General features: G+C 61.9%; 12 protein-coding genes. 5 read left to right on the plus strand and 7 right to left on the minus strand.

Annotated features, from left to right (window positions below; genetic code table 11):
- Window positions 1-20 precede the first annotated feature (20 nt).
- From ACIOVD_RS24355 to ACIOVD_RS24365, 3 genes are all read right to left on the minus strand, one after another.
- Window positions 21-878 (minus strand): DUF6279 family lipoprotein, encoded by an 858-nt coding sequence (locus ACIOVD_RS24355; RefSeq protein ID WP_095170928.1) that lies wholly within the window; start codon window positions 876-878, stop codon window positions 21-23.
- 66 nt (window positions 879-944) lie between these two features.
- Window positions 945-1,661: a TorF family putative porin gene (locus ACIOVD_RS24360; protein WP_159994314.1), complete on the minus strand. Its 717-nt coding sequence runs from the start codon at window positions 1,659-1,661 to the stop codon at window positions 945-947.
- 91 nt (window positions 1,662-1,752) lie between these two features.
- Window positions 1,753-1,941 (minus strand): hypothetical protein, encoded by a 189-nt coding sequence (locus tag ACIOVD_RS24365; protein ID WP_030131898.1) that lies wholly within the window; start codon window positions 1,939-1,941, stop codon window positions 1,753-1,755.
- 351 nt (window positions 1,942-2,292) lie between these two features.
- Between ACIOVD_RS24365 and ACIOVD_RS24370 the strand changes: the two genes are divergently transcribed.
- The 3 genes from ACIOVD_RS24370 to ACIOVD_RS24380 all read left to right on the plus strand — a co-directional run bounded on the left by ACIOVD_RS24370 (window position 2,293) and on the right by ACIOVD_RS24380 (window position 4,531).
- Window positions 2,293-3,129: a S1 RNA-binding domain-containing protein gene (locus tag ACIOVD_RS24370; protein ID WP_095170932.1), complete on the plus strand. Its 837-nt coding sequence runs from the start codon at window positions 2,293-2,295 to the stop codon at window positions 3,127-3,129.
- A gap of 201 nt (window positions 3,130-3,330) precedes the next feature.
- A complete protein-coding gene (locus tag ACIOVD_RS24375) occupies window positions 3,331-4,263 on the plus strand; it encodes a DMT family transporter (protein ID WP_095170934.1) in 933 nt (310 codons plus the stop codon).
- Between the two features lie 139 nt (window positions 4,264-4,402).
- Window positions 4,403-4,531 (plus strand): PA1414 family protein, encoded by a 129-nt coding sequence (locus tag ACIOVD_RS24380; RefSeq protein ID WP_256562504.1) that lies wholly within the window; start codon window positions 4,403-4,405, stop codon window positions 4,529-4,531.
- Between the two features lie 210 nt (window positions 4,532-4,741).
- Here ACIOVD_RS24380 and ACIOVD_RS24385 read toward each other — a convergent pair whose 3' ends face one another.
- Together ACIOVD_RS24385 and speB are read right to left on the minus strand one after the other, a co-directional pair.
- Window positions 4,742-6,121, minus strand: coding sequence for a sodium:solute symporter (locus ACIOVD_RS24385; protein WP_095170936.1), 1,380 nt, complete (start codon window positions 6,119-6,121; stop codon window positions 4,742-4,744).
- Window positions 6,122-6,414: 293 nt separating this feature from the next.
- Window positions 6,415-7,365 (minus strand): agmatinase, encoded by a 951-nt coding sequence (gene speB / locus ACIOVD_RS24390; protein ID WP_159994318.1) that lies wholly within the window; start codon window positions 7,363-7,365, stop codon window positions 6,415-6,417.
- Window positions 7,366-7,601: 236 nt separating this feature from the next.
- Here speB and ACIOVD_RS24395 point away from each other — a divergent pair, with 236 nt between their 5' ends.
- Both ACIOVD_RS24395 and ACIOVD_RS24400 read left to right on the plus strand, forming a co-directional pair.
- Window positions 7,602-8,495 (plus strand): LysR family transcriptional regulator, encoded by an 894-nt coding sequence (locus tag ACIOVD_RS24395; RefSeq protein WP_095170940.1) that lies wholly within the window; start codon window positions 7,602-7,604, stop codon window positions 8,493-8,495.
- Between the two features lie 5 nt (window positions 8,496-8,500).
- Window positions 8,501-9,097 carry a tRNA-uridine aminocarboxypropyltransferase gene (locus ACIOVD_RS24400; RefSeq protein WP_401130686.1) on the plus strand — a complete coding sequence of 199 codons (597 nt, stop codon included), beginning with the start codon at window positions 8,501-8,503 and terminating at the stop codon, window positions 9,095-9,097.
- A 194-nt stretch (window positions 9,098-9,291) separates the two neighbouring features.
- Here ACIOVD_RS24400 and ACIOVD_RS24405 read toward each other — a convergent pair whose 3' ends face one another.
- Together ACIOVD_RS24405 and ACIOVD_RS24410 are read right to left on the minus strand one after the other, a co-directional pair.
- Window positions 9,292-10,647, minus strand: a complete 1,356-nt coding sequence (locus ACIOVD_RS24405; protein ID WP_095170944.1) for an HlyD family type I secretion periplasmic adaptor subunit — start codon at window positions 10,645-10,647, stop codon at window positions 9,292-9,294.
- Between the two features lie 9 nt (window positions 10,648-10,656).
- Window positions 10,657-12,816, minus strand: a complete 2,160-nt coding sequence (locus tag ACIOVD_RS24410; RefSeq protein ID WP_095170946.1) for a type I secretion system permease/ATPase — start codon at window positions 12,814-12,816, stop codon at window positions 10,657-10,659.
- Window positions 12,817-12,822: the final 6 nt, after the last annotated feature.

The following is a 12,822-nucleotide window of genomic DNA, read 5'->3' on the forward strand; positions in this document are numbered from 1 at the left end:
TCACAGGGTCATGGCTGCGCTCAGGCTTTGAGGCATTTCAGGGCTTTCAAGTCGCTGCGCAGTTTTTCAATCTTTTGCACCAGGTGCTGGCGCTGCTCGGCTGTGCTCTGGTCCATGAGGTCGACGAGCAGGCTGCGCGCCTGGGCTTCGGTGTCGCTGAAGGCCTGGCGGTAGGCGGGGGTCCACAGGCTTTCGCGGTCCACCAGCAGGGTTTCGATCCGCGGGGCAAAATCGGCGCTCTGGCGTTGCGCCATGGCGGCGCTGAACTGCGCTTGCCAATGGGCGCGGTTGGCGATCCATTGCTGGTTCTGCTCACCGAGCGCGGTGGACCAGGCCACCACGCGTGCTTTCTGCGCTTGATTGAGAGGCCCTAGCCAGTCGCTCAGGCGCTTGTCCATGCGTGCGCCGCGTTGACGGATTTGCTGGGCCAGCGGTGGCTTGAGGTATTTGTCCTGGCGTTCACGCAAGTCTTTGGCGAAGGCCTGGTTCATCTCCTTGACCTGTTGATCACTCATGCCCTGCAACAGCTCAACCGCCGAGGGGGTGATTTGCCGGGCGGTCAGGGCGATTGCCTGCCTGGCTTCCAGGGTGCGACTTTGCAACGCGCTGTCGCTGACCTGGTTGCTGGCGACCATCTGCTGCAGCTGGCCCAGCCATTCGAGGTAACCCGGCATCTGGGTCGAGCAGTGCCAGCTTAGCGTTTGCTTGAGGCGTGTGCCGAGCCAGTCCTTCTGCTGGCTGTTCATGTCCAGGTAGTCGTCGAGCGTCCAGGGAATCAGCACGTCGAGGTTGCGATAGGCCAGGTCCACACGGTTGCAGGCCGTCAGTGCCAGGCACAGGCTCAGGAGCAGACTCAGGTGGTGCAACCAGCGCGTCATGGGCCAATCCTTGCGAAGGTGTTGTCCTGGTATCTGAACGCGTAAACCGGGTGGCAGTTCAGCCCTTCAATAGAACGAGCGTTCAGCCTTGAAGGTGAGCAGGCCGTCGCATTGGCTGTTGTGCCCGGAATAGGCGCTGCACCCGTTGCCATTGAGGTTTGAATCACTGTAGATCAGGTTCAGGTCGATGCCCAACCACGGTCGCGAAAGCTTGACCGACCAGTCGTTGAAGGTGGAGATGTAACCGCCGTCGGCGATCGACACCGGGCTGTTTAGCCGGTGGCTGGTGTACTTGAGGCTGAGCCCGATGCCGAAGGGTTCGTTACCACTGAGATTGGCGAACAGCGTGCTATTGCGTCGGTCGGGATCGTTGCTGAAGGCGGCGCCGAAGCGGCTGCCGAGCAGGGTCAGGCCGCCGAAAAACTCCTGGCTGTCGAGGGTGTCCAGTTGCGGGTAGCTGTAGTGGATCATGCCCACTTCATAGCCCAGGGTCTCGTCGAAGGGGTGTTTGAAGCCCAGGTAGGAGTCGACCTCCAGGTTGCTGGCTGGCGACAGGCCCATGCTCGGCGCCCACTGGCCGACATACCAGCCGCTGTCATGACTCAGGTCCAGGCCGCCATGGAAGGACCCGCTGCTGGACGGCTTGACCAGGCCCTGGGCCATGCTGCGGCTCGGGCTGGTGCCTAGCTTGAGGTCGTAGTCACCGAGTTCGCGCTGGAATATCTGCGCGTCGGCGTGCATGCAAGCCAGCAGGCTGATCAGGAAAATCGTCGGTTTGAACATACGGGGGAGGTTACGGGTACTGCGGGGAGTGTTCCAGTCCTAGCGCTTCGATAGCCAAAGCGCTTAGGGACCAGGGTAACGCGCGGGGGTATTACTTTTTGCCCAGGGTGATCTGCTTGGATGGGCCGAATGTCTGGCCGCTGACGCCTTTGGCAATTTGCTGGATCTCGCCACCGGACTTGAGGAAAGCAGCAATCTGGTCGTTGATCGATTCGCTGGTTTCAACGGCTGGAGCTGGCTTTGCTTTGCTGTTGGATGCTTTTACGCGCATGGCGGCCATTAACCTGTAGAAAATTAACTTGGCCAGGCATCGTACAGGAAATACTTGACAATTGCTTGGTAAATATCCTCTGGAATAACCAGGGGGAAAGCTTGGTCAATACCAAGTTGCAGTTGTAAATATTCCCCTAAGCCACTGTTTTAAATAACAACCTGGGTGTGCAAGAAGGTCAGTCTGGCACCTTGTCAGGCGTGACGGAGGGTTAACTGGCCTGACGAGCGGGGTCGAGCGGCCAGGCCAAACCCAGGAAAATCGCACCTTGCAGCGGAAAATTCACAGCCGGTCCTGCGGCCACCCAACGGCGGCGGCAAAAACGGGTAGAATGCCGCCCACGCAATGAGGGTATTGGAAATGGCTTTAGTCGGGCGCTACAACAGTTTGCAAGTGGTTAAACACACTAACTTCGGTTTATATCTGGACGGCGGCGCGGATGGCGAAATCCTGTTGCCCAATCGTTATATTCCAAAAGATATTCCCAGCGAAGATGAAGACTGGCTCAACGTATTTGTTTATCTGGACAGCGATGACAAACTCATTGCCACCACAGAAAAACCGAAAGTTCAGGTCGGTGAATTTGCCAGCCTGAAAGTGGTTGAAGTCAACAGCATCGGCGTGTTTCTCGACTGGGGCCTGCCCAAGGACCTGCTGCTGCCGTATTCCGAAGAAAAACGCCAGATGACCGCCGGTGAATACTGCGTGGTGCATGTCTATCTCGACAAGCACACCCGTCGTATCACCGCGACCGCGCGCCTGGACCGTTACCTGGATAAAACCCCGGCCAACTACACGCCCGGCCAGGAAGTTGACCTGCTGGTGGCCGAAGCGACCGACATGGGCTTCAAGGCGATCATCAACAACAAGCACTGGGGCCTGATCCACAAGAACGAAATCTTCAAGTTCATGCGCGCCGGCAAGGAAGAGAAGGGTTTCATCAAGGAAGTGCGGGCCGACGGCAAGATCAGCCTGAGCCTGCAGCCGGTCGGAGAAGAGGCCGCCACCAGCCTGAACTCGAAGATCCTCGCCAAGTTGCGTGACAACAACGGCACCTTGCCGGTCAGCGACAAGAGCGACCCGGCACTGATCAGCAGCCTGTTCGGTGTCAGCAAGGGCAACTTCAAGAAGGCCATCGGCGCGCTCTACAAGAACGGCCAGATCGTCATTCACCCGGACCGCATTGAACTGAGCTGACCCTCAAACTGGGTGATGGCTTGATGATGTAGGAGCGAGCTCGCTCGCGATGAACTCAAATATTGCGCGAAGTTTCAGGAAGTATTGCGTATTCGTTGACGACCATCGCGAGCAAGCTCGCTCCTACATGTCTCCATGGGTTCATTGCACCATTGGTTTTTGAGTAACTGCCATGTCCTCGACCCTGTGTGAGGTTGCCTGATGATTGCCACTCGGCGCAGTGTCGATGGCTTTGCCCTGCAAGTGATGTTTGGCCTGTGCCTGGTGTGGGGCATCCAGCAGGTGATGATCAAGTGGGCGGCGGCGGACATCGCGCCGGTGATGCAGGCGGCCGGTCGCTCGGGGATCTCGGCGTTGCTGGTGGGGTTGCTGATCTGCTGGAAAGGCGGCTGGAATCAGGTCAGTGCGACCTGGCGTGGCGGCTTGCTGGCCGGCAGTCTGTTCGGCCTGGAGTTCCTGTTCATTTCCGAAGGCCTGCAACTGACCACCGCGGCGCACATGTCGGTGTTCCTCTACACCGCGCCGATCTTCACCGCGCTGGGCGTGCACTGGCTATTGCCCAGCGAGCGTTTACGGGCGGTGCAATGGCTGGGGATCCTGCTGGCCTTCATTGGCATCGGCGTGGCGTTTGCCGGGGGCGTGTCCTGGGACAACCTGGACCGGCGCATGCTGCTGGGCGATGCGCTCGGTGTATTGGCCGGAGCCGCCTGGGGGGCGACCACGGTGGTGGTGCGGGCTTCGCGCCTGTCGGAAGCGCCAGTGACCCTGACCCTGTTCTATCAGTTGATCGTCGGCTTTGTCGGCCTGTTGCTGATCGCCATACTCAGCGGCCAGGTGACCCACGTACACCTGAGCGCCGTGGCGGTCACCAGCGTGCTGTTCCAGGGGTTGGTGGTGTCGTTCTGCAGTTACCTGATCTGGTTCTGGTTGTTGCGCCGCTATCTGGCCGCCAACCTGGCGGTGTTTTCGTTCATGACGCCGCTGTTCGGTGTCACGTTCGGCGTGCTGTTGCTCGGCGAACAACTAACCCTCAACTTTGTCATCGGCGCAGTGCTGGTGTTGCTGGGCATCACCTTTGTCAGCGCCGAACAGTGGGTTCGCCGTCGTTTACGCAAAGCCCTTGGGCAACACTGACCGGGCGCAAGTTGATTTGGATCAATTCGGTAACAGATCTTTGCGTACTGAGGCGAGCATTGCGTAGGAGTTCGGACTACTATCTGTATGAAGCGTTTACAGAACCCGGTCGCTGGGCATTACCCTGAAGGGGGGCACCATGAAAGAGAAATTGCAAAACTGGCTCCATGACCTCGGTGTCGCGCTAGGTTTGATCGAACCACCTCTGCAACCCGTGCCTATTCGCACTGACGACGAACAACGCCGCCGCCAACCGCGCCGCCGGTAAAGCGCATGTTGTCGTAGCAGCTGCCGCAGGCTGCGTCCGCCTGCGCAGCAGGCGTAATCACTATGCCGCAGATCCTCCATCTGCGGCCCATTTTCCGCCGCTCGAAAGCCTCCACTTTCTTCTGACTTACTTTTCCCCAGACGAAAAAAAACGGATGCAGCGACCGACGCTGCACCCGCCGAAGAAAGGTGTACGGCGTCTGACCTGAGGTCAGATCGCGTTGGCCAGGGAGGCCGGGCGACGGGACGCCAGGCTGACCACGATGAAGCTCACCAGGCCGACCGCCAGGCTGTAGTAGATCGGCGTATTGGCATCCAGGCCATCCTTGAACATGAACACCAGGGCGGTGACGAAGCCCAGGCCCATGCTGGCGATGGCACCGGCGGTGGTCGCGCGTTTCCAGAAAATTGCCCCGATCAGCGGTACCAGCATGCCGCCCACCAACAGGTTGTAGGCCAGGGTCAGGGCGCTGATCACGTCGTTCACCACCAGGGCGATGCCCAGTACGGCAATCCCGGTCAGTGCGGTGAACAGGCGGTTGATTCTCAGGCTCGACTGTTTGCCACCACGCAGTTTCGGCAGCAGGTCTTCGGTCAGGGTCGTGGCGGCGGCAAGCAGGCCGGCGCTAGCGGTGGACATCATGGCAGCCAGGGCTGCGGCAATCACCAGGCCACGGATACCGTCAGGCAGCGACAGTTTGACGATGGCGGCGAAGGCGTTGTTGACGTTGTCCAGGTCCGGAATCAGCACGTGTGCCGCCATGCCGATCAGGGCACAGGCCAGGCCGTAGAGAATGCAATAGAACCCGGCGAATGTTCCGGCGTACTGGGCCACTTTGGCAGTGCGCACGGTGAACACCCGTTGCCAGATATCCTGGCCGATCAGGATGCCGAAGAAGTAGATCATGAAGTAGGTGATGATGGTGTCCCAACCGATGGTCGTGAAGCTGAAGTTCGACGCCGGCAGTTTCAACACCAGTTCGTCCCAGCCGCCGACGCGGTACAGGCAGATCGGCAGCAGGATGAACATCAGGCCCACGGTCTTGATCACGAACTGGACGATGTCGGTCAGGGTCAGCGACCACATGCCGCCGATGGCCGAGTAAATCACCACCACGCCACCACCCAGCAGTACCGAGATCCAGAACGGCAGGCCGAACAGCACTTGCAGCACAGTGCCGATCGCCAGGATCGAGGTCACGCCGATCATCAGCGCATACGCCAGCATGATGATCGCGCTCGCGGAGCGGGCCATCGGGTTGTAGCGTTTTTCCAGGACCTGGGTAACGGTGTAGATCTTCAGCTTGAGCAGCGGTTTGGCGAGGAACAGGTTCAGCGCCACGATCCCGCAGCCCAGTGCGGCGCACAGCCAGAAACCGGAGATGCCATGCACGTAGCCCAGGCGCACGGTGCCCACGGTGGACGCGCCGCCCAGGACGGTGGCGGCCATGGTGCCCATGTACAGGCTCGGGCCGAGGTTGCGGCCGGCGACCAGGAAGTCCTCGTTGGTCTTGGCTTTGCGCATGCCGTAGTAGCCGAGTATCAGCATCGCGGCGGCGTAGATGAGTACGACGAATAAATCTAAAGCCATGATGGCGTGTCTCCGATTGTCTTTTTTATGGTGAGGCAATAATCAATCTGTCGGCGCAAGGGAGTGCGTTAGCCAGGCGGTTTGGCGCATGACCGGTGTAACCCGCAACGCCATGCCCTTGCGGCATGGCGGATAAGTGTTCGTTGCAGGCCAGCCAATGGCCTTTGGTTGCTGGCGAAACACGATGGTTTCGCCCGCCTGGCTAATGCGTTGCTCCAGGCCCCGCGACCGGTTCAGGCCAAGGCTGTCATCCGGTCGGCGCCAGCCTTGAGCAACTGATCCTGTGGGGACCCTCAGCGGTGGGTCACACCCGGCAGTACGCAGAGCATTTCGTACAGCAGGTTGGCGCCCAGCAGCGAGGTGTTGCCGGTGGTGTCGTACGGCGGCGAGACTTCTACCAGGTCGCAGCCAATCAGGTCGAGACCCTGGCAGCCACGGACGATTTCAATCGCCTGGATGGTGGTCAGGCCACCGATTTCCGGGGTGCCGGTGCCAGGGGCCCAGGCCGGATCGATGCCATCGATGTCGAAGCTCAGGTACACCGGGCCACCGCCGACTTTCTCGCGCACTTCAGCCATCAGCGGCGCCAGGGATTTGTGCCAGCACTCTTCGGCCTGGACCACACGGAACCCCTGTTTGCGGCTCCAGTTGAAGTCTTCCGCGGTGTAGCCCTGGGCGCGCAGGCCGATCTGCACCACACGGTCGCAGTCCAGCAGGCCTTCTTCGACGGCGCGGCGGAAGGTGGTGCCATGGGCGATCTTCTCGCCGAACATGTGATCGTTGACATCGGCGTGAGCGTCGATGTGCACCAGGCCGACCTTGCCGTGCTTCTTGTGGATGGCCCGCAGGATCGGCAGGGTGATGGTGTGGTCGCCACCGAGGGTCAGCGGGATCACGTCGTGTTCGAGGATCTCGTCGTAGGACTCTTCGATGATGCGCACGGCATCCAGCAGGTTGAAGGTGTTGATCGCCACGTCACCGATGTCGGCAACCGACAGCGAGTCGAACGGCGCGGCACCGGTGGCCATGTTGTACGGGCGGATCATCACCGATTCAGCGCGGATCTCCCGGGGCCCGAAGCGGGTGCCGGCGCGCAGCGAGGTGCCGATGTCCAGCGGGATGCCAATGAAGGCAGCGTCCAGGCCGGCAGCGGTTTGCAAGTGGGGGAGTCGCATCATGGTGGCGATGCCGCCGAAGCGCGGCATTTCGTTGCCGCCCAGTGGTTGGTGAAGAATTTTGTCCACGGGTATGGCCTCATCGTCTTTGTTTTATTTATGGGGTTGCGCAGCGCATCGGGAATGCACGGGCACCTGTTGGGCGGATTCTGCGAAATGTAGTTGCGTAGAAGAATCGCTACCGGCAAATACTTAGTTCAGATTTTTCTAAACTAATGCTGACGGGGGCGATAGACTTCGCAGCCGAACGCAGGCTGCACCAGCTGCTACAGGGACTGTGTCGCGACGTCACTCGGAGCTCTGCCATGGCCAACGCTTTACCCGACCTGAAACTATTGCGCATCTTCGTCAGCGTGGTCCGTCATCAGGGGTTCGCCAATGCCCAGCACGAGCTCAACCTGTCGACCTCGGCCATCAGCACCTACATGAGCCAGCTCGAAGCCGCGTTGGGCCTGGTGCTCTGCCATCGTGGGCGGGGCGGGTTCAGCCTGACCAGCAAGGGCGAGCTGTTTCACCAGGAGACCTTGCGCCTGCTCGGCGAGCTCGAAGGCTTCGAGCAATACGCCGCCGCGCTCAAGGGCGAGTTGCGCGGTACGCTCAACCTGGGGGTGATCGACTCCACCGTCAGCGACAAGGCCTTGCCGTTCGCCGAAGCCATCGGCGCCTACACCCTGGAGCACCCGGCGGTGCATTTGCACCTGTCGGTAATGAGCCCCTACGAATTGCAACTCGGGGTGCAGGACAACCGCCTGGACCTGGCTATCGGCGCGTTCTCGACCCGCATGAGCGGCCTGGTCTACATGCCGCTCTATCGTGAGCAGCACTGGTTGTATTGCAGCAACCGCCACCCGCTGTTCACCGAGCGGCGCATACCCGAACAGTTGATTACCCAGCAACGCATGGTCGGGCGTGGCTACTGGAGCCAGGCCGAACTGGCCCGCCACGGCTTCAAGCACAGCGCCGCGACCGTGGACAGTATGGAGGCGCAGTTGATTCTGGTGCTGTCCGGCGCCTACATCGGTTACCTGCCGGAGCACTACGCCCAGGCCTGGGCCGACAAGGGCGATCTGCGGGTGTTGCTGCCGGCCACCTTCGGCTACCAGGCGCCGTTTTCGATGATTGTGCGGCGTGGCCGCAGTCGCGAACCGCTGATCCAGACCTTCCGTGACTTGCTTAAAGCCCAACTGAATCAGGCCTGAAGACCATGTCCAGAATTCAATGTCCGCGCTGCCTGCGCCCGCAAACCCATTGCCTGTGCCCGCTGATCCCCAGCCTCGACAGCCGCACCCGGGTGCTGCTGCTGCAGCATCCCAGCGAGGTCAACCACGCCTTGAACACCGCGCGGCTGGCGGCGTTGGGCTTGAACAATGCGCAATTGGTGGTCGGTGAGGTGTTCGAGGATTTGTCCGAGTTGCTTAATCAGCCGGGCTATTGCGCGCGCCTGTTGTTTCCGGCGGACGACGCACAGCCGCTGCAGACTTACGGGTCCTCGCAGGAGCCAATGTTGCTGGTGGTGCCGGATGGCACATGGCGCAAGGCGCGCAAAATGCTCCACCTCAATCCGCTGCTGGCGGCGTTGCCACGGGTGACCCTGGCTGAGGGTGGAGTGTCGCGCTATCGCTTGCGCAAAGCCCCGGGACCGGGCGCCTTGTCGACGGTGGAGGCGATTGTCCAGGCGTTGCAGGTGCTGGAGGCCCCGAGCTCGTTCGAGCCGCTGCTAAAACCCTTCGAAGCGTTGATCGAGGGGCAGATTGCGGCGATGGGGCTGGAAACCTACCAGAAGAACCACCTGTCACCGTAGAAGCGGGCGCTCGCTTCTACAAAGAGAACCGAGGCACCACAGACGAAGCGGTTGACCGTCTCCATTGTAGGAGCGAGCCCTGCTCGCGAAAAGCCTGAGGGCGCTGCTGGGTGTCAGACCGTATGCATCATCGTTGACGACCATCGCGGGCAAGCCCGCTCCCACATTATTAGAGGGGGCTTGCAGCGGGGTTTCTAGCGCTCGCGCATTGCTTCGGTGCGGGCTTTGAGCACCGGCTTGAGCAGGTAGTCCAGCACGCTCTTCTCGCCGGTAATGATGTCCACGGTCGCCACCATCCCCGGAATGATCAGCAGCGGCTTGACGTCGCCCCCCAGGTGATTTTTGTCGGTGCGCACCTGGATCAGGTAGAAGCTGTTGCCCTTGTCGTCGGTGATGGTGTCGGCGCCGATCAGTTCTAGTTTGGCGCTCAGCCCGCCGTAGATGGTGTAGTCGTAGGCGCTGAACTTGACCATGGCTTTCTGTCCTGGATGCAGGAAGGCCACGTCCTGCGGGCGGACCTTGGCCTCGATCAGCAGGTTGTCTTCCAGGGGCACGATTTCCAGCATGTCGCTGCCGGGCTGGACCACGCCGCCGATGGTGTTGACCTTGAGCACCTTGATGATCCCGTGCACCGGCGAGACCACGGTGGTGCGGGTGACCCGATCGTCGATGGCGATGCTGGTGGCGGTGATTTTCGACAGTTCGGTGCGCTTCTCGTTGAGCTCCTTGGCCGCGTCCGAGCGAAAGCTCTGTACCGATTCGTCGAGCTTGCTCTTGATCTCGTCGATGGCTGACTCGGCGCGGGGAATGGCCAGGGTGGTGGCGTTCAGCGAGCCACGAATTTCCACCGCACTGCGCTTGAGCCGCAGGATCTCCACCGGCGACACCGCACCGGTGCCGACCAGCGGCGCAGACATATTCATTTCCTGGTTGAGCAGTGCCAGGCTCGAACTGTATTGCCCCTGCTTGGAGCGAAACTCCGCCAGCTCCTGGGTTTTTTGCCGAAGTTGCTCGCTGAGGGTCCGCTGTTCGCTGGCCAGGCGCCGTTGCCGTTGTTCGAACAGCGAGCGTTCGTCTTCGGCGACTTGCGGGGCCTTGGCGATCACCTCGGGGGAGAGTTTGAACGGCCGCCCCTCGGCTTCGGCGGACAGACGCTCGACTTGGGCGGTCAAGGCATACCGATCGGCCTCGCTTTCGCCCTTGTTCGACAGGAACCGTGTGTCGTCGAGGCGCAGCAACGTGTCGCCCTTGTTCACCATTTGGCCTTCACGCACGAAGATCTCGGTGACAATCCCGCCTTCGAGGTTCTGGATCACCTGCACTTTGCTCGAGGGAATCGCTTTGCCTTCGCCCATGGTGACTTCCTGCAGCACCGCGAACCTGGCCCAGACCACGGCGCTGATGATCAGCGCGGCGGCGAGCCACACGGTGACCCGCGACCAGCGCGGCGAATCCTGCAGCGAGGCGCTGGCGGTTTCCGGCATGAACTCGCTTTCGGCACTTTTACCGAAGCTGCCAAAGTAGCCGCGATCACCTGTAGGCCCGGACATGTGCCACTCCTAGACGGCCGCAGAGCCGACACGGCCCTTGCGCAGTGCATCGATAACCGCTTCTTTCGGACCGTCGGCGACGATGCGGCCGTTGTCCAGCACCAGCAGCCGGTCCACCAGGCTGAGCATCGAGGTGCGGTGGGTCACCAGCAGCAAGGTCTTGCCCTGGACCCAGGTCTGCAGTTTCTGGCGCAGGACGTCTTCGCTGCTGTTGTCCATGGCGCTGGTAGGTTCGTCGAGCACCAGGATCGGCGGGTCGAGCAACAGGGCCCGGGCCAGCAGGACCGCCTGGCGCTGACCGCCGGACAGCAGTTGGCCGCGTTCGCCCACGGGGCGGTCAAAGCCCTGGGGATGCTGGCGGGCCAGGTCGGTGACGCCGGTCAGTTCGGCGACCTCGAGCATGCGCGCATCGCTGATGTAGCGTGCGCCGAGGGTCAGGTTATCGCGCAGGCTGCCGGCCAGCAGCGGCAGGTCGTGCGCGACATAGCCGATCTGCTGGCGCAGGTCGGCGACATCCAGTTGCCGCAGGTCCAGGCCATCGAGCAGCAACTGGCCTTCGTCCGGGGCATAGAAGCCCATCACCAGGCGCGCCAGGGTGCTTTTGCCCGATCCGCTGCGACCGATGATGCCGATCCGCTCGCCAGGCTTGAGGCTGAAACTGACCGTGGCCAGCGCCGGGGCGCTTTGCCCCTGGTAGTGGAAGGTCACGCCGCTGACGTCCAGCGCCCCTTGCAGTTGCGTACGCTCCAGGGGCCGCTGGCCGGCGTCGCGTTCCTGGGGCAGGGACATCAGCGCATCGGTGCTCTTCATCGTCAGTTGGGCTTGCTGGTAGCGGGTGATCAACCCGGCAATCTGCCCCAGCGGCGCGAGCACCCGGCTGCCGAGCATGTAGGTCGCCACCAGTGCGCCGACGCTGAGGTTGCCGGCGATGATGCTGTAGACCCCGGCGACGATGGTCGCCATACCGGAGAATTGCTGGATGAACAGGGTGCCGTTGGTGGCCAGCGCCGCGAGGTTGCGCGCGTGGCTGTCGAGGCGGGTCAGGGCGCCGTGGGTGCTTTCCCAGCGGTGCTGGCGTTCGCTCTCGGCGCTGCAGGCCTTGAGGGTTTCCAGGCCGCCGAGGGTTTCGATCAGTAGCGCCTGGCGTTCGGCGCCCAAGGCCAGGCTCTTGTGCACGGTGTCGCGCAGGCGGGACTGGATCAGCAGGGCGAAGATGATGGTGATGGGAAACGCGAGCATCGGGATCACCACCAGCCAGCCGCCGAGCAGGCCGATCACCACCAGCATCAGCACGGCGAACGGCAGGTCGATCAGGCTGGTGAGGGTCACCGCCGTGAGAAATTCACGCAGGCCCTGGAAGTCGTGGATGCTCTGGGCAAAGCCGCCGATGGTCGCTGGCCGGGCTTTCATCGCCATGCCGGTGATGCGCTCGAACAGGGTCGCGGACAGGATCACGTCGGTCTTGCGCCCTGCGGTGTCCAGCAAGTGCGCGCGCACCACCCGCAGCACCAGTTCGAAACCAGTGCCGATCAACAGGCCGATGGCCAACACCCACAGGGTCGAGGTGGCCTGGTTCGGCACCACCCGGTCGTAGGTCTGCATGACGAACAGCGGTACCATCAAGCCCAGCAGGTTGATCAGGAAACTTGCCAGGATCGCGTCGCTGTACAGCCAGCGGGACAGCTTGAGGGTGTCGCGAAACCAAGCGTCGACCCGTGGCACCAGGGGTGAACGCAGCTCTTCGAGTTCATGCCGGGGGCGGGCGAACAGCGCCTGGCCACTGTAGGCTTCGGCCAGTTCTTCGCGGCTGACCCATTGTTCGCCACCTTCGGCCTCGCTGGGCAGGATCAGGGCCTGGCCATCTTCGCCCCAGCGGCGCAAGACCGCGCAGCGGCGGTCCTTGAGAATCAGCAGGACCGGCAGGTTGAGCGCCGACAGCGACCCCAGTTCACGGCGCAGCAAGCGCGCTTGCAGGCTGGCCCGGGCGGCGGCGCGGGGCAGCAGGTCGAGGCTCAGGCGTTGCTTGTCCAGCGGCAGACCGGCGCTCAGGCTGGCCCGGCTGACATTGCAGCCGTGCAGCTTGCACAGGATCAGCAAGCCATCGAGCAACGGATCATCAAAGCTCAGGCGTGGGTCGGCGCCAGTGTTGCCGGGTTGCATGCTGGTCAATTCGGG

Source organism: Pseudomonas sp. NPDC087626 (assembly GCF_044743405.1).
Lineage (GTDB): Bacteria > Pseudomonadota > Gammaproteobacteria > Pseudomonadales > Pseudomonadaceae > Aquipseudomonas.